We start from the raw sequence: 21,980 nt of genomic DNA on the forward strand, positions 1-21,980 counted from the left end.
AGCGGCGGCATTTAAATATTTATTCTAAAATTGATAGAAAGGAATTTTTATTCTATAAACAGGCTTCCTGAAAACAAAAACCAAAGGATCCTGTCATGCGCGAACTCGGAATCGGACTTATCGGCACAGGTTTCATGGGCCGTGCCCATGCCCTGGCCTTTCGCAACGTCAGCGCAGCATTCGAACTGCCCTTTACGCTGCGCCTCGCCGCCCTGGCCGACGCCGATCCCGTTCGTGCCCAGGCATGTGCCACCGCTTGGGACTTTGAACAGGCCTATGGCGACTGGCAGCAATTGATCGATGACACCAAGGTCCACCTGGTCGCCATCACCACCCCCAACCACCTGCACTACCCGATGGCCATGGCCGCGCTGTCGGCTGGCAAAGCGGTGTACTGCGAAAAACCGCTGGCGGTGAACCTTGAACAGGCCAATGCCATGCACCTGGCCGCCAAGGATGCGGGCGTGGTCACCCGAGTCGGCTACAGCTACCAGCACAACCCCATCATCGGCCTGGCGCGGGAGTTGATTCAGAGCGGCAGACTCGGTGAGATCATCAGCTTTCAAGGCGAATTCAGCGAAGACTTCATGGCCGATCCGGCGTCCCCCTGGTCGTGGCGCTGTGAGGCCGAACATGCCGGTGGCGCACTGGCGGACCTGGGCAGCCACTTGCTGGGCATGGCGCGCTATCTGCTCGGCAATGTCGAAGCGGTATGCGCCGACTCCCAGACCGTGCACCGCCAGCGCCCGGCCACAGCCGGTAGCCAGGAACAACGCACCATTGCCGTCGACGATCAGGCCCATGCCTTACTGCGCTTTGCCAGCGGCGCGCGTGGCACCTTCAGCAGCAGTTGGCTCAAGCACGGCTACAAGAACCACCTGAGTTTCGAGATCAGTGGCACCCAAGGGACCCTGTCATTCGATCAGGAGCGTTTGAATGAGTTACGCCTGTACCGTATCGGCCAGGACGGCTTCCAGCGTTTACTGGCCGGGCCGAGCCTGCCCGGATATGCAGCGTTCAGCCCAGCGCCGGGGCATCAGCTCGGCTACAACGAGTTGAAGACGCTGGAAGTGCATGAGCTGATCATGGCCTTGGCCGGGCAAGGACAAGCCGGCACCGATTTCGAGCAAGCCCTGGAAGTGGAGCGGCTGGCGACGGCGATTCGATTAGCGGCACGGGAACAGCGCTGGGTCAGTATCCGCGAGGTCTGATCGCGGTCGGCGTAATTTTCAACAGAGTCGGCCAAAAACGCAGTCAGAAAAATCAAAAACCATATTCGCCACGCATATGGCCTGCGAAGCGATCTGGCTGCACCTTTGTCATATTCATTATCGTATTAAAAAAACTAGAACGCGGCAGGTGCCCGTTCGAGCTCACACTTCCAAATAGTGTTACTCGCCTGACACTCACTCCCTCGCCCTCACATCATCACACCTCGGTAAACAACTCCTCCAACCAATCAACAAACACCCGAACCCGCGGCGACATGTGGCGGTTGTGCGGATACAACACGGAGACCGGCATCGACGGCGGTGGTGTGTCGGCGAGGATTTCCTGCACCAGCCCCTGGGCGATCTGCGCGTCCATCCGGTAGCGCGGGCATTGAATGATGCCGAGCCCGGCAATCGCCGAGGCCGCGTAAATTTCCGCGCCGAACACCGATAGCGCGCCCTGGAGGACCACTTCCTTCAGTTCGCCGTCGACCATGAACTCAAATGGAAACAGCTTGGCCGTAGTGCGCGAAACGTAGTTCACCGCGCGGTGATGACTGAGGTCGGCGAGACTTTGCGGCTCACCGTATTCGCGCAGGTACGCTGGGCTGGCACAGGTGATCTGGCGCAGGTTGGCCACGCGTTTGCCGATCAACGCCGAGTCGCCGAGGGTGCCGGCGCGCAACACGCAATCGACGCCTTCGGCGATCAAGTCGACAAAGCGGTCGGCCTCGCTGAGCGACAGTTCGATGTCCGGATAACGGGTCATGAATTGCGGCAGCGCAGGGATCACAAAGTGCTTGGCCAAAGTGCCGTGCAAATCCACACGCAATCGCCCTTTCGGCGCCACGCCGCGAAACGCCAGTTCGGCGTCTTCCAGCTCCGCCAGCAACTGCACACAACGCTGGTAATACGTCTCGCCGTCCAGAGTTGGGCGCACCTTGCGCGTGCTGCGTTCCAACAAACGCGTGCCGAGCCAGGCTTCGAACTGATTCAGCGTGTGGGTCAGCGTGGCCCGCGGTTGGTTCAGGTCTTCCGCCGCCAGGGTGAAGCTGCTGCGCTCGTAAATCCGCACAAACACCTTCATTGCTTTGACTTGATCCACCGTCAACTCCTGGCGTTCGATTGTTGGTGTTTTTTGAACAGTGAAGCCAACTCTGGTGCATTTATCACCATGAGTAAACATGTGAATCTGGCTTCACCCCAAACAAGCCACTACTCAGGAATCACCATCATGACGGCTCAAACGTCGAAAGTTGCAATCGTCACCGGAGCCTCCCGCGGCATCGGTGCGGTAATCGCCAAACAGCTGGCCCGCGAAGGTTTCGCTGTCGTCGTCAACTACGCCAACAGCGCCACCGAGGCATCGAAACTTGTAGTCGAATTGCGTCAGGCCGGGCATCAAGCTATTGCAGTCAAGGCCGACGTGGCAAGTGCCGATGACGTATGCCGGCTGTTCGACGAAACCGAGGCTCAACTGGGCAAGGTCGATGTGCTGGTGAACAACGCCGGCATCCTCAAGGTCATGCCGCTGGCGCAACACACGGACGAACTGTTCGACCAGAACTTCAACATTCACACGCGCGGCACCTTCAATACCCTGCGCGAAGCAGCGACCCGCTTGAATGCCGGTGGGCGAATCATCAACTTTTCCAGCAGCACCGTCGGCATGAACCTGCCGGGCTACGCGGTGTACATCGCGAGCAAGGCGGCGGTGGAATCACTGACCCAAGTCTTCGCCAAGGAAATGCGCGGTCGCAACATCACCGTCAACGCCGTGGCACCAGGCCCGGTCGCTACGGACCTGTTCCTGCAAGGCAAGAGCAAAGAACAAATCCAGACGTTCGCCAAGATGTCTCCGCTTGAGCGTCTGGCTCAGCCAGAAGACATTTCCCGGGTGGTTTCCTTCTTGGCTGGCCCTGATTCGGCCTGGGTCAATGGGCAAATCCTGCGCGTCAACGGCGGCCTCGTTTGAGCCGCTCCCTCCACCTTGAAAGGAGTGATGATCATGAGCCACCCAGGCAACACCACCGCTCGCACTGGGCAATCGAAATTGATGTTCACGCTATTTACCGCTGTCGCTGCCGCCACCGCCGCACTGGCGGCAGGTTCCAGCTTGCTGCTGAGCCTGCCGGTCTGGGCGATGTTCGTCGGTTGGGTCGCATTCTTCAGCCGCGGGTTGACCTTGCGCGATGGCTTGGTGAACCTCGGTTGTGTGCTGATGGGCATCGTTTTCGGCATGGGCGCGGCGCTGAGCATCGGTGCCCTGTCCCCCACCTTCGGCCTGTTTGCTCTGCCGATCGTGGTGTTTGTCGTGGCGATGGTCGTGGTGTCACTGCGGGCCACCCGGACGATGAACAACGTCGTCGCCTACTTCCTTGGCCTGATCGCTTACTTCGCCGCGCACCTGGAACCGTCCCTGGAAAGTTTTTTTGAGCTGGGCGGCGCGGCCGGCCTCGGCTCCTTCGCCGGCTGGTTGTCCCATGCCGTACAACGACGTCTTCCCCGTAACGCCTGACGCTCCCCTCACTTTGCAGAGATCAATACCATGAAATCCGTCATTCTGATTACCGGTGCCTCAAGCGGTTTCGGTGCACTGACTGCCCGCGCACTCGCCGACGCCGGCCATACCGTCTACGCCAGCATGCGTGAAACCCTGGGCCGCAACGCGCCACAAGTGGCTCAAGTACAGCAGTACGCCGACCAGCATCAGGTCGACCTGCGCAGCGTCGAACTGGACGTCGCTTCAAGTACATCGGTCGAGGCCGGCGTTGCGAAAATCATTGCAGATTGCGGTCGGCTGGACGTGATCATCCATAACGCCGGGCATATGTCCTTCGGTCCCGCCGAGGCTTTTACGCCCGAGCAATACGCCCAGCTTTACGACATCAATGTGCTGAGCACGCAGCGGGTTAACCGCGCCGCGCTGCCGCAATTGCGCAAGCAGGGTCGAGGGCTGGTGCTGTGGGTGTCATCCAGCAGTGCACGCGGTGGTACTCCGCCTTATCTGGCACCGTATTTCGCGGCCAAGGCAGCGATGGATTCGTTGGCGGTATCCTACGCCAGTGAGTTGGCGCGCTGGGGCGTGGAGACCTCGATCATCGTGCCGGGCGCCTTCACCAAGGGCACCAATCACTTCGTGCATTCCGGCTCGCCCGCCGATCAGGCCCGCGCCGCCGAATACAACGAAGGCCCGTACGCCGGTGTACCGGATCAGGCCCTCAAAGGCCTGGCGGCCCTGGAGCCGGCAGACGCGGATGTCGGCGAGGTGGCGAACGCCATCGTCGAAATCGTCGACATGCCCTCCGGCACTCGCCCGTTCCGTCGTCATATCGACCCGTCGCAGGACGGTGCCGAAATCGTCAATGCCATGGCCGACCGGGTGCGGGCCGAAATGTTCCGCCGCATCGGCCTGGAAGACCTGCTCAAGCCTACAATTCGCTGAAGCAGCCTGACCTATGAAGCAGCTCAAGGAACTCCTTGGGCCGTCACCGTTCCAGAAAAATTGATGAGTTTAAGATGGCTGCTTGTTCCACTTCGTTTGAATCTTCACTGTTTCAAGAACATCAGTGCCCACGCTCAAACTCCGCGGGGTTGGCGAAGAGGTGCAGCGGGAGGATATAGCGCAGGAATTCAAGGCCGTATTGCAGTAGCTGATCGGCGGCAATGTGTAGTGGTCAACTAATCCCGGACACGACGTTAAGTTTTTTCTCGGCCTGAGCCGGTGGCAGCCCACCATTAAATTGGTGCGGCCTAATCCAGTTGTAGCGATGCATCAAAAAATGGCTGATATCGCGCTGGGCTTCCTGCGCAGTTTGATAGCCAACGGTCGGTATCCATTCTGTTTTCAAGCTGCGAAATACGCGCTCCATCGGTGCGTTGACGCTCCTATGTCAACAAGATCGAGCTGAATCGGCTAAATCTGCCAGGATCAAAGGGTATAGCTCCCTGACGATATAGCGTTTTAAACAGCGCTGGATTTCTTTGGAAGACAAACCTTCAGCACTACGACGGGCGACGTAGCTTTGGGTTTTGGGATCACCTCGCATGCGTACCATCGCAATGGTCCATAGGGCGTTGTTCGCAGACCGATTCCCACCTCTGTTTAAACGATGTCGCACCGTTTTACCCGAGGATGCCGGTAAAGGACTGACCCCACAGAGGGCGGCGAGAGCTGCTTCACTTTTTAACCGCTCCGGGTTATCACCTGCTGTCGAAAGCAGCACGGCCGCCGTTTGAGGGCCGACGCCGAATTGTTCACGTAAACGGCGAGCATGTTGGCGAGTCAGGTTTTCTAGAATGACATCGAGCTTTTCAACTTCCTCTGCCAATGCCAGCCAGCGCTTGCCCAATAGACACAGGGAGGTCGTTAAGATGTTCAGGAATTCAGTCGCGCTCCGTGAGCGAAGACGTGCACATCCCTTGGCGCAGTCGCCAGGTTTGGTTTTCCAGAGCCGTTCACGAATGTCTTGCGGGGCACTGACGAGCAAGGCTCTCAATTGATTGATCGCTTGGGTTTTCGCTCTGACTGCGCTGCGCCGAGCAACCGAAACCACCCGCATCGCCTCGGCCACACCCGATTGGGTCTTGGCGATCGCCGTGGCGTTTCCCGAAAGAACGGATCGAGCCGCGCTCTCGGCGTCGGTGGGATCGGATTTCCCCTGGAGCCGGCGTTTGGAGCGATCAGGGCGGTTAACCTCCAGCACCTCGATGCCATGATCACGCAGGACACGGGCTAAACCCGCGCCATAAGTTCCGGTGCCTTCCACGCCGGCACGCTTCAACATACCGAAGGAGTTGGCCCAGGTAACGAGCTTGAGATATCCGCTGGTATCGGTTGTTACCGCCAAGCAGCCAAGCAGGTTTCCATTCGTGTTGATCAAGACCCCTACGTGGGTATCCAGATGTGTATCAACTCCCAAGATGACTTCGTTTTCGTCCATGGGGCTGTTCATGACTAATGCCTCCGATGAGAACACATTACCAACCCCATACGCAGGACAGGACACTCAAGATGCAGGACAAGGCTCCTATCAGGTCACAGACGCTGGGCCCGGCAATGCCAGGGAACGTCAGCGTCCAATCGACAGGTCAACGCAAAGGCACTCTATTGGCCAATCCCAGCACGGGTCAGATTGGGCCGACGCTCTTGAGCATAGTGAACTGAGTATCCCAACAGTTTCCACGACGGCTCATGCTTTGGCGCATGCGGTAACGCCAGAGCCGTTGGCGAAACTGGCGGCCGCCCAGTACAGCAGCTCCGATTGGCGCAGTTTTTTGAAGGCAAACAATTTGGTTGCCAGCATGAGCCGCCGAGGCAATTGTCATGGCAACGCCGTGGCTGAGAGCTTTTTCCAGCTTCTGAAACGGGAACGAATCAAGCGGAAAATCTACACCTCACGGCAAGATGCTCTGAGTGATGTGTTCGATTACATCGAGATGTTCTACAACCCAAAACGCCGCCATGGTTTCAACAATCAGCTGTCACCGGTAGAGTTTGAAAAACGTTACGCAATGAGCTTGCAAGGTGTCTAGAGAATCCGGGGCGATTCAGGATATGTTCGACTCGGCAGAACCTGAGGTTCGTGAAGAACCGTCAGAAAGCGCTCTCGGAATTTCAAATTCCACTTCGGACAACCCTGGCCAGGCATTCCTAAATTGGGTCAAGGAAGGCATCCTAAGCCACAAGCTGATCATCAACGACAGCAAGGCCAAGGTGCACATCGTGAGCGGTTTGGTGTTTCTGGTAACACCTGGCCTCTTCCAACGCTACGCCCAGGAGTTTCCCGGTGTCTCACAGGGTGCCAATCAAAAGATTGAAGAATGGCGCTGGGTGCAGAAGCAGTTCGAGAAACTGAATGTTCACAGGAAGCGTGAAAATGGCTTGAACATCTGGGCTTGCCAAATCGAAGGTCCGCGAAAGAGAGCGACACTCAAAGGCTATTTACTTGAAGAATCAAAACTGCTGTTCGAATCGATACCATCCGATAATCCCTTTCTTAAAATCGAAAAACTTCCAATGGCATAGCGCCAAATAATCCAGACGCATAGTTCGGTGGGGCACCGCGACGTACCTGGGCACGGACGGGGCCCTCACATATATCGTCTTACTAAGCTCATTGTTGGCGAAGGGCAGTGGCAGATACATTGACAGCGTTATGTCTTTTAGCCACTAATACAAATACATGGAAATCATCAATGGCCACCGGCTCTGCGATCAAGAAGATCACAAGGGAACACACATGACATCGCTTACCAAGGTAAAGGCCCCCAAGGGTTCACTTAAGACTCTACTGGAGCAATGGACGGCGATGGTGGAGCGTTACGCGGCGATCCATAAGTATGTCGATAACTGCTGGTGGTACAACGAGCGTGCCACTCTTAGCTCGCTGGCCGGCGCCGCCTGGTCCATGGAAAACTGGGTGGCCTTGGAGGAGTTCTCCACGGGCAAGCGCCACAAAGTTAAAGCAGATGGCGTGGAATCGGGCGACCTGCGCCCGGGACGATGTGATCTCTATGTCACCAATCGCAAGGTTTGCTTCGGTTTCGAGGCCAAGCAAGCTTGGCAACGGGTTGGGCCACGCTCCAACCCGACACGCAATGTGCACAAGGGCTTGCAGGCTGCCTGGGAGGACAGCGGACATCTGGCTAACGATACAGACCAACGTTTCGCCGCCACCTTCATCGTGCCTTCGCTGCCACTAAACGCCGTCACCGACGAATTAGGGAATATGGACCCGGAACAAGTCATGGCGCTGCTAAATACCTGGCTAGAGGGGCAGCGGGGATTTGTACGCCCCGGAGGCAAAGAAACCAGTTATGCCTACACCTTTCCACACCTCGGTCATGAAGGCTTCATTTCCGGTCCCAGGTATTACCCCGGTGTGGTGCTGGTGCTCGAAGAGAGGTTCAGGGCGGCTAAGTTGTTGGATGGGGAGAACTGAGTTTCGGTGCAATGCAACGTTGCCGGATTAGCACCTTTGGTACGGGATCGCCTGACACCATGACCTGCCTTGCTCATTCGATACATACGCCTTGATCAGCGCCCAAACATTACTCCACCTCAGTATCTAATTGTATCGACACGACTAACGCTCGACGATAATGTAAAGGCGATGCATGAAAATCAACGACCCGCATGTGAGGTGCAACGGACACCAATGTCTTTATCCGTTCCACAGGAACTGAGACGTAAACCGAGAGCAATCGACCATTTGCGCTCATCGAGCCAATACTTGGAGTAACAGACTCTTTGGCGATGAAGGCAATCCCTTCCACCAATTGAATCTCTATCTCCGGATACCTAAATTCCTCTGGATAAACCACAGCACCTTTGAAAGTGAGGACAGCGAATTCTTGGATAGCGTCCTCCCCAGACGATACTTCGCGTCGGGTAGCCATTCGAAATGACCACGAAAAGTCCCAAGAAGTAATCTTCGCCTGGTACCATTTAAGAGAATATGGTGAAAGAGTCTGAGCACGTCTAGCACTTTTACCTCGACCGTTGTTAGGCTTTACCATATCCACCTCCCTACAGGGCCGAGTGTCGAGCCAGACAAGAAAACTATCACTAAACTCGACAATAAAAGCCTAGACCTACCCAGTAAACTACACACTACGCATAGTTCTACTTTCTTTACACGAGAGTGGTTATACCTCCGGCCCTCTATAAATACATCCACTTGTACATGTCTCGTGAATACGTATTGCGGATAGCTCTGGAAGCAATGGCTTTAGCTCCTGCCAAACCCAAACGGCTAAAACCTCGCTTGTCGGATTTTCCAGTCCGGGAATTTCATTAAGATAATTGTGATCTAAGCGTTCATACAGAGGCGCGAAAATTTCCTTTATCTCGGAAAAATCCCTGACCCAACCCGACGCTCTATCAACAGGGCCATCAATATGAATTGCAATACGAAAGGAATGACCATGCAGACGCCCACATTTGTGCCCTTCTGGAACATTGGGCAGTCGATGAGCGGCCTCAAAAACGAACTCTTTAAAAATCTCCACTGATTCCTCCCGTATCTCACGCGACAAAAAACCAAACAGCTAGACTAAACCTTCCAAGACTCAAGATCGACGCATAACGTTTCAAACAAAAACTCTACAACTTTGGCTCGCCCCTCACCCAGCGCTGATGCAATGGTGATCACGGAAACCAAAATGGAGTTAACAGTGTGCAAATCGGCGACATCACTCAGGCAATTTAATATTTCTTCAAATTTCCCCAACATAGCAGTTTGGGAAAAGTTTAATGCCTGCACCACATGGGTAGATGGCGTCAGGTAGAGAATATTCGCACGCGTCCGCAAACCGTAGGCTTCAGTCAGCATGCCATACCCTTCAGAAGGGAAAGCTTCGTCCTGCCCTGCAAGCCTCCTCAATGCCTCCTGAAAAGCCATTGATAGATGAAGAATTACTTCTGAGAACTCTTTTACACTGGCGTCACTGGCCAGGGCTGGAGACAGATCCGATGAAACCAAAGTAGGCATATTGCCTCCTAAATAATAGTAATTAACCCTGTTAGCTAGGTACGAGTTCCGAACTTCGAACCACCCTGGTCAAATGATCAGTCAAAAGATGAATATCACCATGTAAATTCTGAACTCCATTCCATGGCCGATTGCCTGTTTTAAAGGACCACTCTCCCGAATCGAGCGTCCAAGCTGTATATCCTTGTAGCTTTCTAAGGCCTAACTTGAATACTGGGGCCAGTGGCGCTCCTGTAGCACACAACTGCTCCATGACGAACCCCATGGAAATAATCCCCGCGCTATGGACGAGACGAGAGCTTTTAGGTGTGTGACCATGCCAAGCATTTCCAAACACCTCCTGGACCGCCTGGAAAAACTCACTGATGGCCAAGAAACACCGATCCTCACCTCCCGACAACTCAATCACCTCCCGACAGTAACCGTCAGATAGGGAATTCATTACCAGTTTCTGGAGCGACGTATCACCGATGACCCCTGAGGGATTGGTATGCTGCTTAATCTGTCCTTGCAAAGAAGATCGATCGTCATAATTCAGCATTTCCACGATGCGGGCTGCGCGGGCGCGGGAAGTCATTCTGAATGGAAGGCCGCTGACAGACGGGAGCAGTTCATATACCAGCGACTTCGGTAATGGACTGGTGTTGTTGACGAGAATGAATTGCCGGCGAAGCTCTTCCTGATTTTCACACACAAGAGCAGACACCAGTAACTGGAACGAACTCCCCTCGAGCCCAGCTAACGCAGATAGGCGCTGCTGACCATCCACAACGAACCCAGGAGGGCCGGATGAAATATCCACCTCAATTTCTGCATAGGCTCCATTTCCTTCCACCACCCGGACTCCACTGGTAAACGCTAACACCACAGCATTAGGCATTACCGCATCGGGACGGGAGAGGTAGTCGCGGATCTCTCGTATGTGCTTGGACACCTGTGGCCGCTGAAAGCCATGAAGGGCGCCACGATCATCACGCTTGACTCGGTCGATGCTAGCGATCGCCAAAATCTGCTCAACGGTAGCCGCAAACGATACCACTTGGTGGGTTGGGCTCTGTAACGCCTTGATTGCGCTGAACTTAAGCAATGAGTCTCTTCCTTCATCGAACGGCCCCCCAGAAAGAGGGGTAGCAGCAGTATTGAGGCTCTTATACCAACCCTTCCGCATAAAAACTAGCCTAAGCGCATTGGCCCATACAGTTATTAAATGGTAAATTGTCAGCCTCAGATAAATGCAACACCCGTCAAAACAGGCCTACAGTTTTCCCATGAGAACCGTCATCATCACCAACTGCACCAATCGAAAACGTCTCGACGGCCTGCCGCCGGTGGTACTGAACGACGAGTGTTATTCATCGATTGCAGCCATGGCAAAGGCGTGGAAGGGGCAAATAGACGAACGTCCCACCACTCTGATGGCATCTTCACTTTACGTGGGCAGAAGCGTTTCTGACGCGAGGCGCGTAGCAACGAAGTTGAACGCGAAGCTAATGTTTGCGTCGACCGGCTTAGGGTTGATTGAAGGCGATCAGAGATGTCCACCGTACAACCTGACGGTGGCTCAGGATCCGAATTCTATCATCCCACGTCTCGAAAAATTGGGTGTGCGCGCATCAGATTGGTGGGAAGCCGTGAATGTCACCCAATCAAAGGGAAGCGCCCTAGCGGACCTCGTCAGCCAACCCGACATCGACTTGGTGCTCATTGCCCTCTCTTCAAACTATGTCCAGTTGATAGGCGAAGACCTTGGAAAAATCAGGGACACGCAGATCGACAAGCTCAGAATATTCACTTCGCGCCCAGGCATCGAGATGCTTCCCAGCCATTTACGACCCATCGCGATGCCGTATGACGAACGCCTTGAAACCTCAACACTACCAGGCACTCGCAACGATTTCCCTCAGAGAGCCCTGCGTCATTTCATTGAGATTCTTGAACTGTCGAGTGCTCCTGCTGAGATCGCTCGAAAGAGCGTCAGCGCGGCGATGGATCTTTTATCCCTAGCAAAAACGACCATCCGGCGGCGCGCATCGGACAGTGAAATTGCCTACATGCTTGAGTGTGTGTGGGCTGACTACCAAGGCAGTTCGACCCGATTGTTACGCTACTTAAGGGACGAGGCCCTTGTGTCGTGCGAGCAATCGCGCTTTCGGAGGATCTGGCAGGACATCAAAGGTCAAGACAGCATAGAGAGCAAAGCATGACGAGCGAAGATGCGATTGTGGTGCGTGCACTACGCACCACGCAAGGCGACAACCTTGATGTGTATGCATTATTCATCAGGGGATCTGACCTGGTCCGAATTGCCGACATCAGCCGCCTGTCGCGCGAAGACAGCAGTCCCCTCAAGGGTTTTCAGCGCCCCGAGATTAAGAGTCATGTCAAAGGGATCACTGAGTACCTCAATCAGGGAAATGTACTTTTTCCCAATGCAATTATCTTAGCGCTGTCTCCTGACCTGCGTTTTGTTGCAGCACGCGGAAGTAAGCCGACAGGCGATGCGGGGCTTTCGCAAGCGGGTACGCTGACGATCCCTATCAGGGAGGAAGGAATGAGGTCTGCCTGGATCGTGGACGGGCAACAGCGCTCATTGGCGTTGGCGAAAGCGGCCAATTCGGATCTTCCTGTGCCAGTGATCGGTTTTGTATCCGACAGCCTGACCACCCAGCGCGAGCAATTTATTTTGGTCAACAAGGCCAAACCCTTGCCCACTCGACTGATCAACGAACTACTGCCGGAGACAGGCAGCATCCTTTTGCCCCGCGAACTGAGTGCTCGCAAGGCACCAGCTGAGTTGTGCGGGCTTCTTAGCCGCGATCCCAACTCCCCTTTCCACAAACTCATAAAGCGGTCGTCCGAGCAAAATAACAAAGCGGTGATCACTGACACCGCTGTAATAACGATGATCCGCAATAGCATCAGTAATCCGCTGGGGGCGTTGGCTCCCTACACCTCCAGCATCGACGGTGCGGCGAACGTTGAGTCCATGTACCACCTACTGACGACCTTTTGGCGAGCGGTGCGTGATACGTTTCCAGAGGCGTGGGCACTTGAATCGAAGAACAGTCGACTTATGCACTCAGCGGGAATCATCGCCATGGGCGTGCTCATGGATCGGATCTACGCCAAGATCGGTGGTCAGCGCGAAACCTACGAAGCCGTGTTACAAGAACTGGCCAGAGTAGCCCCTTACTGTGCATGGACATCAGGTCAGTGGCCGATGATTAATGTCCAGTGGAATGAAATCCAAAGCACCCCTCAAGATATCAAGGCGCTGCAAGAAACCTTGATCCGCCTCTATATGACCAGCGCTCACCAATGAAATTTTTATACGCCGACACCCAAGACTACGTAGACCCGGACTACGATTTCATCAACGATCGAAATGCGCCGGGCCGGAAGAGATACTGGGATGACCAGTATGCGCACGAAATGATGACCCCCGTCCCTTATGATGGGCTCTTGGTCTCGATGAGCGCAGTGCGACCTGCAAATGGCGTCGCTAATTCAAAGGTTCGGTACTCGACTTCCGAGCAGCAGCGCTTCCTCAGAGAAGGCGCGCGCAAATTTCTACGACTCGATGGCATTCAGTTCAAAGATACGATGGTCCTAGGTGACTGCGGGGCTTTTGCCTATGTAGAGCACCCTACCCCTGCGTATAGCCCAAGCGAAGTAGTAGAGTTCTACTCAGATGCGGGATTCACCCACGGTTGCTCGCCGGACCACATCATATTCAACTGCGACTCCAGCAATCCGCCAGCGCTGAGCCAGTCGGAAGATGTGCTGTTTCGGTACGAAATTACGCTCAAAAATGCGCAAGAGTTTCTGCGTTTAGTGAAGGAGGCGGAATGGCCTTTCGAACCTCTTGGAGCGGTACAGGGTTGGTCTCCTCAAAGCATGGCGAACGCGGCAAAACAACTCGAAGACATGGGTTATCGCTACTTGGCGATCGGAGGTTTAGTACCTTTGAAAGTCGATCAAATCCATGAGGTTCTAAAAGAGCTTCGAGCGGTCCTTAAGCCCGAGACAAATATTCATCTGCTGGGTTTTGCTAAAGCTGAGAACATCCATGAATTCACCGGATATGGCATTACCAGTTTTGACTCAACCTCCCCCCTTATACGCGCATTTAAAGATGCGAAGTGTAATTACTACATGGGCAACAATACAAGCAAACTGGATTACTACACTGCTATCCGCATTCCTCAGGCGATTGAAAATCCACGCCTGATGCAAGGAATAAAAAAAGGCACTCTGAGCGCAGAAGAGTTACAAATCAAAGAAAAAGCAGCGTTGCTAGCGATCCGCGACTACGACAAAAATCTGCTCGACTTTGATTCAACTTTAGCCGTACTAGTAGACTATCTCCGACTGACTCTTTCCGGATCGATATCATCATCAATAGAAATGGAAAAAGAAATCGCCAAGCATGTCCGACTAATCTCACCCACGCTGAGAGATAAACCGTGGCAAAAATGCCAATGTTCGATTTGTCAGTCAGCGGGTATCGAAACTATTATCTTTCGAGCCAGCAATCGAAACAAAAGACGTGGATTTCATAACTTAGGCGTGTACCACCGCCACCTTCAGAAAACTCTGGAACTTTCGAAACAATGATCTATCGATTTAAGGGTGTGCGCGCCCAACAGGCCTCCGGGCATGATGTATTTTCGTTTGCGGCCACTCCAAATGAAATTTTAGAGTTCTCTGAAATTGAGAGAGTCGGCCGCGATGAAGAAGGTCACCTCAAAGGCTTTCAGCGCCATCAAGTCGCGTCGCACATCAGAGATATTCGTGACTATCTTCAGCGCGACGATGCATTGCTTCCTAACGCAATTATCTTGGCCTTTCTGGATGGGGTAACGGTTAAAGACCTCGGCGAGGGTATTGTAGAAATCGTTATTGATACTGCCGAATCCAAGCCAGGCTTCGTGGTCGATGGACAACAACGACTCAGTGCCCTTGCCACGATGGAGAAACCTGGATTCCAGGTATTCGTATCGGCATTAATTTGTAAAGATTACAACGAGTTGCGGCAACAATTTGTGCTCGTCAACAATACGCGACCGCTGCCAAAATCGCTGATCTATGAGCTTTTACCGACAGTTGACGGCCTGCCAGAACGGTTCACCAGTCGTAAATTTGCTGCTCGCATTATTGATTTGTTGAATTTTCTGCCTAACTCCTCTCTATTTGGCGAGATCAAGCAACATACGAATCCCAAAGGAGTACTAAGCGACATGGCGATGCAGAAGTTCGTGATGAACTCTGCGAATGATGGCGCGATTCGTAGTTTCATGAAGTTTGATGACTTTGAGGGGCGCAGCATCGAACTCATCAACAACTTCTTCCATGCAGTGCGTGTAGTTTTCAAATCAGAATGGGAAGGACTAGCGCCTAGGAATTCACGTTTGAAGCACGGGGCGGGCCTGGTTTCTTTGAGTTTCGTTATGGAGTTGCTTTACTCCGATCAAGGCACAACCTGCAAGGAAGGTTTTATCAAAGGTCTAAAACTTTTGAAACCTCATACAGCGTGGACAAGTGGCGATTGGCACATTTCTGAAACCGACCGCCGCCCCTGGAACGGTATCCAAAACACGCCCACTGATATCGGATTGCTCACCAAGTATCTGACCGAAAAACTCAAGCAAGAACTGAAACGGCGCTAAATGCAAACCCAGTTCCGAGGAGAGCAGCATGCACACCAAAGCCTTAGTTTTATTCTCAGGCGGACAAGACTCAACCACTTGCCTTGCCTGGGCGCTGGAACGTTACGACCACGTCGAGACCATTGGCTTCGACTATGGTCAAAGACATCGAATCGAACTCGAATGTCGGCTGAATATCCTGCAGGAGATACGTAACAGATTTCCGAACTGGGCCAAGCGACTCGGTGAGGACCACGTACTCGATCTCAAATTACTCGGCCAGATCAGCGATACGGCGATGACCGCTGAGAAAACCATAGAGTTTGAAAAGAATGGACTTCCCAATACGTTTGTTCCCGGGAGAAATCTGCTGTTCTTGACGTTCGCAGCCACGATTGCCTACCGACGGGACCTCACAGTGCTGGTCGGGGGAATGTGCGAAACCGACTACTCAGGCTACCCAGACTGCCGGGACAACACCCTCAAAGCCACCCAGGTGGCCTTGAGCCTCGGGATGGACGTTCCAGTGATAATTGAAACGCCCTTGATGTGGCTCAACAAAGCTCAGACCTGGCGCTTGGCTGAAGACCTAGGTAATCGAGATCTTGTCAGCCTGATTCAAGAAGAGTCCCACACCTGCTACCTCGGGACTCGACAGCAGAAACATGAGTGGGGCTACGGGTGCGGAACGTGCCCGGCTTGCGAGTTGCGCAAGTCTGGATACGAGCAATATGCTAAAAAAATATAAAATTAATCGCCACACCAAAATTCAAACTGATTATATCTAAATGCATGTAATACCATTTAGGCGAATCGCGAGATTCGCCTAAATCAAATAAGCCACGATATTAAATCAAACCTCTTCTTGATTTCCTGTTTGATAGAGCGGATTGTCTTTTCGCCAATCGAAATCATCGCCTTGGTTTTTCGCTATTTGTTTTTTCAACTCTCGAATGCTCACACTGATGATATCGCGACCGGCAGAAGTATCCAAACTCTTGAGTGCCCAATCATCCTGCCAGAATTCAACCGGAATCATAGCAATCAATTTGTCTGCGGCATCGCCAGCTCTCCGAGCATCGCCCGACATAATACTACCGGTTGAAAACGCTGGATCCAATTCCTGCACGAGGAAATCTACAACCATCTCTGTGACCCGTTGTACTACTGCTTTTTTTGTCAAATTTGGAAACTGCTCGATATTCGCGAGACTTATTCCATACTGATTAAATATCCGCATCCAGATAGCCGACATAACAGTTATAGCATCAGCAGGATCAGATTTAGTCTCTGGAAATCCGCTATTAATAGACTTAAGTCCATTTTCTATAGCACTTGGCGAAATAATTTCTTTACGATCATCATATCGATTATTAACCCAAGCAACCATTTTGTGAAATGGACTGTCTGAGTTCTCATTCATTACGTCAACATGTGTTGCAAATTTTGGCGCAGTGATGGAAGCCTGAGTGAGTCGCGAACGAAGCCCATCCTCGATCTCATCGAAATTAGTAATAAGCGCCTTTAAATTGTTGGTAGGGACTTTGTGCGATTTGTTATTGATTGTTATAAATTGAAATGCCCTCTCTAACTGTGATAGGGAAGGAAACAAGCAAATAGGAACCCAGATATCTTGCCCAACTTCGGCCATACCCTTGAGACGATGCTGACCATCAATAATAAAAGAAAAACTCTTAACCGCATTTGTAAAGGTAAGCTCTACCATATCACTTTCGGGCTGCCCCAAAAAATAAGACGGTATCGTTTCTGAAAGCTCTTCTTTTGAGTTCACTCTAGTTAGATTTTCATCGAAAGCAATCGTAACACTTGTGGGTATGACATTTCGAGAAGAAGCGTTAAAAAACTTTCTAACTTGCCTCCACCTTGATTCAACCAACTCGCGCTGAACATTCCCTCTATCCAAACGGATATCATCTGCCTGAGTCCACTGAACTACATCAATAGCGTTCGCAACAAAAAGAACAAATTCAATCTCAGTTGTATCACGCTGGCGAACCAAAAAGCCACGATAGCTATGCACTTAGATTTACTCCATCCCGAAAATGATTTTCATTACAATCTAGACATACTAACATCATATTAAAAAAATGATATGGTTGCGTACGCTCTCGCTTTACCAGGAGCAAATCTTCCGTATCGACATCATGAAATTTTCTTGAACAAAAGAAGCATTTACCTTGCTGTCGCCAGATGAGCGCAAAGCGAAACTCAGCACTCATTGAATACCGTACACTTTCAGGTTCAACTGCAGTGGTCATTATTTGTTCCACAGCAATATCAGTAAAATTAACTAAATGTTTTTTTAGCTTATTGCAAACACTGCAACTCGCTGCCAAATTATCACGTCCTCGACCACCCCCTCTAGCCTGACTCCATATATGTTCAATTTCAAATGCCCGTTTTTGGCGTTTTTCTTTTATAAACGCATCATCATCAGAGCCAAAGGGACTATCATTATAATGCAAAGCCTTACCACACAGATAGCATCGATGCCTGTTCTCTATGGCCAATTTTTTTATACTATTTTTTTGTCCTCGTGTGGGATCGGCCTCCTTTTTCTTTATACGCCATGCGATGCGATCAAGATACCAAACTATTCGATCCCTAATATCAGGTTCCACATCTAAAATAGTTTCCACCGAAGCCGAAAGACTTTCATATGATTCTTCCTCATCTAGCTCGGCCGTATCTATTAAATTGGCTGCATGAACAGCACCAAGAATTAGACGAGAAAAGACATAGTTTACGAATCGATCATGCAGAACCTCTTGAAAGCCAGGCTCACGTAGTGATTCAAAAGAGACTGAGAAGGGGACCTGCGCCTTAACAAAAGCCCAAAGTTGCGGCCCCCAGTCTTCGGCACGAGACTCGTGTGCTTCCTTTATAGCGTATGTTTTTTCTAGCTGCACGCGATTGGAGTAAAGTGTATCTTCCGAGATCTGCATGTTAAGTCTTCCGTATTTAACACTGTTAAATATTATATCTAATCTGACACTCAGTAAAACTCCGTTAAATCCGAATCCTTCTCCATTTTTTTTGCAGAAGAGCGGCTTAAAATACCCTCCCCCGGCGACGATTCATAGTAATTCCGGTATCATTGGGACCTCCCAGAGCAACAGCACATGCTGCGGCGACGGCGACCGGCCAGTCCCGCACCAGGGCACCACCTCTGTGGGTTCCATCACATTCCCGTTCCGACCCTGCGATCATTATGAATTACACCGTCAAAGAGATTTTTTATACCTTGCAAGGAGAAGGCCACCAAGCTGGACGCCCTGCCGTGTTCTGCCGTTTCACCGGTTGCAATCTCTGGACGGGGCGGGAACAGGATAGATTGAAATCAATTTGTCGATTCTGTGATACCGATTTTTTAGGAACCGATGGCAACGGTGGAGGGAGATTCACAAGTTCGGAACAGCTTTCGCAATCAATCAATGAGAAATGGCCAAATGTCGATGCCGAGTATAAATATGTCGTTCTTACTGGCGGCGAACCATTGCTTCAAGTTGATGAATCGCTAATTAATGCTCTACACGCATGTGGATTCACTATCGCCGTTGAAACCAATGGAACAATTAAACCTCCTACCGGCATAGATTGGACTTGTGTAAGTCCGAAGTCGACCACTCAATTAAAAATAACTAAAGGCGACGAATTAAAACTCGTATTCCCTCAACATGATTCAATGCCCGGCCAATATGAGCATCTAGACTTTAAACACTTTTACCTCCAACCGATGGATGGTCCACAAGCCCGCCAAAACACCATAGCGACCATTAACTATTGCAAAGCTCATCCAAAGTGGAGATTAGGCTTACAGCAGCACAAAGTATTGATGATCCCATAACCTTTCCTGAGTTTAAATTTCAGTATGTCGATAGAATGCATAAACACTAAAATTGACTAATTCTCAATCGACTCACAAACTCACGAATGATACTTGAAGCACCTTTTCCTAACGGAAAAATAATATCACTTCTTATCGCCGTCACTGGATAAAACGCTTGATGTTTTGAACTTCTAGAGGAGAACACAAAATAATCGGCCGTTTTGGCCAGATGGCACAAGGCTGGAGTAGCGGTATGATCACTGTTGATCTCGACCGTGAGTCCAGTGAAAATTACTTCTAGTACGTCCCGTGCGCGGCGAGCGGCACCTTCTGTGAGAGTATAAATACCCAACAATTTTCCTTGTAAATTAGGGGTTAATTCTATCAATGAATCGCTATCTGATTCAGAATCCTTGTTATTGCTAAAATCTGGGAGTGGTTCACCAACCTCAAGAATTTCCTGCATTAATACAAAGGTCAGTTCGCGTATCGCTGGATCTTTAATTTGTCTCCAGTGCTTTGTCGCGAAATCCTGTAGTGATTGCCAAACTTGACGACGCAATGGCTCTGCCGGGCAAGGTGCGTCCAGCAGCACATCCATCAACTCAAGCATGCCGGTATACGCTTCAGGCCCTTTATTGACCTCCCAGAGCATCAATATAGAGTCGACCAACCGCGTATACTCATCGACTGCGAACGGTTGCTCCAACATCAACTGCGTCAATTGTGCAGCCAGCGACAGCAGTGCTGGATTGACTATAGAATCAAGAGCAAGTAATTCTAATAATTCTAACCAAACAACCCCTTGGCAAACCACATCGCGCTCATCCAACCAATCTAGCAACAACGGTAGCGTGTTACGAAGAATCGTCTGCCCCACAGGAGACCCAGACTTAATGCACTTAAGCAATCTGTCTGAATGAAATGACTCAACTGTCCAATTTTCGCAATACTCTTGTGCATCTCTCTCCAGTACACCAGTCGGTAGATCGGTATCAAACAAGCGCTGAAACCAACTATCCCAACCACCCAACTGTTCTTTAGAATAGCGTTTTTGCAAATCTTGCAAAATCGCAGTCATCATAGGCAATGATTTCAACGGCTCAAACCACGACGCAGGCATAGCCTGTAATTGCTGCCACAATTGCTGCAACTCAACTAATGGCGCGCCCAACGAGCGTTGCAGTAACGCTTGCACCGCCCCTGGCCCTTCCTTCTGATCTTTTGACTCACAAACAACCGATTCTACTTCAGCCTCAGATTGATTTACCGCAACCAAATCCGCCCAATGTAGCAATTTTCGAAACCAATCCGAGTCGATAAAGTCAGGTAACTGCTGCTGAATCTGTGCACACCTTAAAGTAACAGCGCCGGCAACCCACAACTGCCAATCTTGTTTAAAGCTTTCGTGACATTCAAACAACGGAACAGTCATAAAAAGTGGGCTTAATGGGCGGCACAAATCGGCCAATTCGTCCCTCGACTCCTCACCGATGGCCTCATTAATTAGTAGTCGATTAAGTCCCAACTGACCAAGTGCTCGAAGCAATACGCGAACTAATCGTAAAGGAATACGGCCACCGAGCAGACTGGGCAACCGCGGATGATTAACGATGTCCTGCCAACGATCCGCTGAAGCTAAGGCCTGCAACTCCAATGACAGCAGATTAGGTGGAGTGAAACCTCCCGAGTTCTTAAGCTCTCCGTAAAAACGCCAAGCATCCTCACCATCATTTAATCGGTAGGCCAGCATAAAATCACGCAGCACTCGACCTATTGGTCGTTTGGCTAACGAGGTAAGCGCAGGACGTTGTTGATACAGCTTCAGCACGTTAGCTAGTACTGTAAAAACCCGATTTTTTTGCTGCTCATTCACCTCGCCAAGTAAATCAATACGCAATAATCCTGCTGGGGCATGCGCTAGCAATGCTCTCTGCCCCTCAGTACTTGGATTGATGATCAACCCATAATCAAAACAAGTATCCGCTGTCCCCAAAAACGCCGCTAACACCTGGCGTAACTCCTCCAGAGCGCGGCCATCCTCCGCAGTCTGCGTAGAACCATAATTCCGGCGGGCGACTGTATGGCAACAGTAAAGGCCACCGCCCCGCACAGGCACTTTGCACCAAAGGCTCCAACAAATTTTGATACGGCTGCGGGTATTTCCCAGCAAGCACTTTGCCCGGATCGATCTGGTTATCGACCGCAAAAAAAGGATGCAACCATGTCGGTATAGTGTTCATGAATGTGCCTCGAAGCGGTAATGCTCTTCAAACTCTAGTAATGCTTCAGAAATTATCTGAGAATTACTGGTCAGCATGACATGTTCGTCATTACGGTTTGTTCCACTCCAGGTGTAATTCATTGAGCCCTTCAAAAAACAACTGTTAGTAAGTAGGCCTTTGGTATGAACTTGTTCACTGAACTGGCAAGAAAAATCATGACCGGAAATTAGGCGACCGCTCAATTGCTGAACAAACCGACGACTGTACGTATCGTCACGGGTCACTACCCGTAAACGGCACCCGCAATTAACTGCCTTCGCTAGCACTTCATTAAAACTAACCTCTCTACTGCCCCAACCTGGTTCTAATGTGTCCCACTGCCCTGAACAGTTGTCCAATAGGGGAAAGTCGCTCAGCCAGGGCGATACCAACCAGATAGGCTCAGGGTTAAGCAACAAGCCGGACATCAGTCCACCCAGTACTTCGCGAAATTGTCGACGACCTAGGGGGCCGTGTAGAAAAATTTGCCGCTGTTCATTCATAGCAAAAAC

The 21,980-nt window shown here is 51.4% G+C and carries 21 protein-coding genes and 3 pseudogenes; 13 read left to right on the top strand and 11 right to left on the bottom strand.

The window, feature by feature from the left end; all coding sequences use genetic code 11:
• Nucleotides 1-95 precede the first annotated feature (95 nt).
• Nucleotides 96-1,211: a Gfo/Idh/MocA family protein gene (locus tag Q1W70_RS00085; RefSeq protein ID WP_302098440.1), complete on the top strand. Its 1,116-nt coding sequence runs from the start codon at nucleotides 96-98 to the stop codon at nucleotides 1,209-1,211.
• 217 nt (nucleotides 1,212-1,428) lie between these two features.
• Here Q1W70_RS00085 and Q1W70_RS00090 read toward each other — a convergent pair whose 3' ends face one another.
• Nucleotides 1,429-2,316 carry a LysR family transcriptional regulator gene (locus tag Q1W70_RS00090; protein WP_166591864.1) on the bottom strand — a complete coding sequence of 296 codons (888 nt, stop codon included), beginning with the start codon at nucleotides 2,314-2,316 and terminating at the stop codon, nucleotides 1,429-1,431.
• Between the two features lie 129 nt (nucleotides 2,317-2,445).
• Here Q1W70_RS00090 and Q1W70_RS00095 point away from each other — a divergent pair, with 129 nt between their 5' ends.
• The 3 genes from Q1W70_RS00095 to Q1W70_RS00105 are packed head-to-tail and all read left to right on the top strand — an operon-like array spanning nucleotide 2,446 to nucleotide 4,656.
• Complete coding sequence (locus Q1W70_RS00095) at nucleotides 2,446-3,186, top strand: SDR family oxidoreductase (RefSeq protein WP_302098442.1); 741 nt, start codon at nucleotides 2,446-2,448, stop codon at nucleotides 3,184-3,186.
• A 33-nt stretch (nucleotides 3,187-3,219) separates the two neighbouring features.
• On the top strand, nucleotides 3,220-3,729 hold the full coding sequence (locus Q1W70_RS00100) for a DUF1097 domain-containing protein (protein WP_166591866.1): 510 nt from the start codon (nucleotides 3,220-3,222) through the stop codon (nucleotides 3,727-3,729).
• A 30-nt stretch (nucleotides 3,730-3,759) separates the two neighbouring features.
• Nucleotides 3,760-4,656 (top strand): SDR family oxidoreductase, encoded by an 897-nt coding sequence (locus Q1W70_RS00105; RefSeq protein ID WP_265537511.1) that lies wholly within the window; start codon nucleotides 3,760-3,762, stop codon nucleotides 4,654-4,656.
• Between the two features lie 232 nt (nucleotides 4,657-4,888).
• Here Q1W70_RS00105 and Q1W70_RS00110 read toward each other — a convergent pair.
• Nucleotides 4,889-5,092 (bottom strand): annotated as a pseudogene (locus Q1W70_RS00110) (integrase core domain-containing protein); the annotation flags it as partial.
• Nucleotides 5,093-5,104: 12 nt separating this feature from the next.
• The gene (locus Q1W70_RS00115) at nucleotides 5,105-6,154 is read right to left on the bottom strand and encodes an IS110 family RNA-guided transposase (RefSeq protein ID WP_083272172.1); all 1,050 of its coding nucleotides are present in this window, start codon (nucleotides 6,152-6,154) and stop codon (nucleotides 5,105-5,107) included.
• Nucleotides 6,155-6,455: 301 nt separating this feature from the next.
• Between Q1W70_RS00115 and Q1W70_RS00120 the strand changes: the two are divergent.
• The 3 genes and pseudogenes from Q1W70_RS00120 to Q1W70_RS00130 all read left to right on the top strand — a co-directional run.
• Nucleotides 6,456-6,746, top strand: a pseudogene (locus tag Q1W70_RS00120) (IS3 family transposase); the annotation flags it as partial.
• A gap of 7 nt (nucleotides 6,747-6,753) precedes the next feature.
• A pseudogene (locus Q1W70_RS00125) lies at nucleotides 6,754-7,239 on the top strand (conjugal transfer nickase/helicase domain-containing protein); the annotation flags it as partial.
• A 157-nt stretch (nucleotides 7,240-7,396) separates the two neighbouring features.
• The gene (locus Q1W70_RS00130) at nucleotides 7,397-8,155 is read left to right on the top strand and encodes a hypothetical protein (RefSeq protein ID WP_302098444.1); all 759 of its coding nucleotides are present in this window, start codon (nucleotides 7,397-7,399) and stop codon (nucleotides 8,153-8,155) included.
• Between the two features lie 109 nt (nucleotides 8,156-8,264).
• On the opposite strand, the gene Q1W70_RS00135 is transcribed toward Q1W70_RS00130, so the two are convergent.
• The 4 genes from Q1W70_RS00135 to dbpB (Q1W70_RS00150) all read right to left on the bottom strand — a co-directional run bounded on the left by Q1W70_RS00135 (nucleotide 8,265) and on the right by dbpB (Q1W70_RS00150) (nucleotide 10,793).
• Nucleotides 8,265-8,732 (bottom strand): hypothetical protein, encoded by a 468-nt coding sequence (locus tag Q1W70_RS00135; protein ID WP_302098445.1) that lies wholly within the window; start codon nucleotides 8,730-8,732, stop codon nucleotides 8,265-8,267.
• A 129-nt stretch (nucleotides 8,733-8,861) separates the two neighbouring features.
• Nucleotides 8,862-9,224 carry a 6-carboxytetrahydropterin synthase QueD gene (gene queD / locus Q1W70_RS00140; RefSeq protein WP_240889938.1) on the bottom strand — a complete coding sequence of 121 codons (363 nt, stop codon included), beginning with the start codon at nucleotides 9,222-9,224 and terminating at the stop codon, nucleotides 8,862-8,864.
• Nucleotides 9,225-9,268: 44 nt separating this feature from the next.
• Nucleotides 9,269-9,706 carry a hypothetical protein gene (locus Q1W70_RS00145; protein WP_073637885.1) on the bottom strand — a complete coding sequence of 146 codons (438 nt, stop codon included), beginning with the start codon at nucleotides 9,704-9,706 and terminating at the stop codon, nucleotides 9,269-9,271.
• 31 nt (nucleotides 9,707-9,737) lie between these two features.
• A complete protein-coding gene (dbpB, locus tag Q1W70_RS00150; RefSeq protein WP_095974524.1) occupies nucleotides 9,738-10,793 on the bottom strand; it encodes a DGQHR domain-containing protein DpdB in 1,056 nt (351 codons plus the stop codon).
• Between the two features lie 181 nt (nucleotides 10,794-10,974).
• Here dbpB (Q1W70_RS00150) and Q1W70_RS00155 point away from each other — a divergent pair, with 181 nt between their 5' ends.
• From Q1W70_RS00155 to queC, 5 genes are read left to right on the top strand one after another with little or no spacing between them, the layout of a single operon-like run.
• Nucleotides 10,975-11,910 carry a hypothetical protein gene (locus Q1W70_RS00155; protein WP_131815873.1) on the top strand — a complete coding sequence of 312 codons (936 nt, stop codon included), beginning with the start codon at nucleotides 10,975-10,977 and terminating at the stop codon, nucleotides 11,908-11,910.
• Nucleotides 11,907-13,028, top strand: coding sequence for a DGQHR domain-containing protein DpdB (gene dbpB / locus Q1W70_RS00160; protein WP_302098447.1), 1,122 nt, complete (start codon nucleotides 11,907-11,909; stop codon nucleotides 13,026-13,028). Before Q1W70_RS00155 ends, dbpB (Q1W70_RS00160) begins: the two co-directional genes overlap by 4 nt.
• Complete coding sequence (gene dpdA / locus Q1W70_RS00165) at nucleotides 13,025-14,323, top strand: tRNA-guanine transglycosylase DpdA (RefSeq protein ID WP_102623977.1); 1,299 nt, start codon at nucleotides 13,025-13,027, stop codon at nucleotides 14,321-14,323. Before dbpB (Q1W70_RS00160) ends, dpdA begins: the two co-directional genes overlap by 4 nt.
• On the top strand, nucleotides 14,320-15,375 hold the full coding sequence (gene dbpB / locus Q1W70_RS00170) for a DGQHR domain-containing protein DpdB (RefSeq protein ID WP_177048102.1): 1,056 nt from the start codon (nucleotides 14,320-14,322) through the stop codon (nucleotides 15,373-15,375). The genes dpdA and dbpB (Q1W70_RS00170) overlap by 4 nt, the downstream gene beginning before the upstream one ends.
• 28 nt (nucleotides 15,376-15,403) lie before the next feature.
• Nucleotides 15,404-16,102, top strand: coding sequence for a 7-cyano-7-deazaguanine synthase QueC (gene queC, locus Q1W70_RS00175; protein WP_177048100.1), 699 nt, complete (start codon nucleotides 15,404-15,406; stop codon nucleotides 16,100-16,102).
• A gap of 105 nt (nucleotides 16,103-16,207) precedes the next feature.
• On the opposite strand, the gene Q1W70_RS00180 is transcribed toward queC, so the two are convergent.
• Nucleotides 16,208-17,395, bottom strand: coding sequence for a DGQHR domain-containing protein (locus Q1W70_RS00180; protein ID WP_177048097.1), 1,188 nt, complete (start codon nucleotides 17,393-17,395; stop codon nucleotides 16,208-16,210).
• Nucleotides 17,388-18,320 (bottom strand): HNH endonuclease, encoded by a 933-nt coding sequence (locus Q1W70_RS00185; RefSeq protein WP_275969361.1) that lies wholly within the window; start codon nucleotides 18,318-18,320, stop codon nucleotides 17,388-17,390. The genes Q1W70_RS00180 and Q1W70_RS00185 overlap by 8 nt, the downstream gene beginning before the upstream one ends.
• Before the next feature lie 266 nt (nucleotides 18,321-18,586).
• Between Q1W70_RS00185 and queE the strand changes: the two genes are divergently transcribed.
• The gene (queE, locus tag Q1W70_RS00190) at nucleotides 18,587-19,222 is read left to right on the top strand and encodes a 7-carboxy-7-deazaguanine synthase (RefSeq protein WP_177048093.1); all 636 of its coding nucleotides are present in this window, start codon (nucleotides 18,587-18,589) and stop codon (nucleotides 19,220-19,222) included.
• Nucleotides 19,223-19,268: 46 nt separating this feature from the next.
• Here the strand turns inward: queE and dpdD are convergent, their stop codons facing one another.
• Complete coding sequence (gene dpdD / locus Q1W70_RS00195; protein WP_367186795.1) at nucleotides 19,269-21,323, bottom strand: protein DpdD; 2,055 nt, start codon at nucleotides 21,321-21,323, stop codon at nucleotides 19,269-19,271.
• Nucleotides 21,324-21,443: 120 nt separating this feature from the next.
• Complete coding sequence (dpdK, locus tag Q1W70_RS00200; protein ID WP_177048091.1) at nucleotides 21,444-21,971, bottom strand: phospholipase D-like domain-containing protein DpdK; 528 nt, start codon at nucleotides 21,969-21,971, stop codon at nucleotides 21,444-21,446.
• Nucleotides 21,972-21,980 lie beyond the last annotated feature (9 nt).

The organism is Pseudomonas kielensis, assembly GCF_030505375.1.
GTDB classification, from domain to species: Bacteria; Pseudomonadota; Gammaproteobacteria; order Pseudomonadales; family Pseudomonadaceae; genus Aquipseudomonas; species Aquipseudomonas kielensis.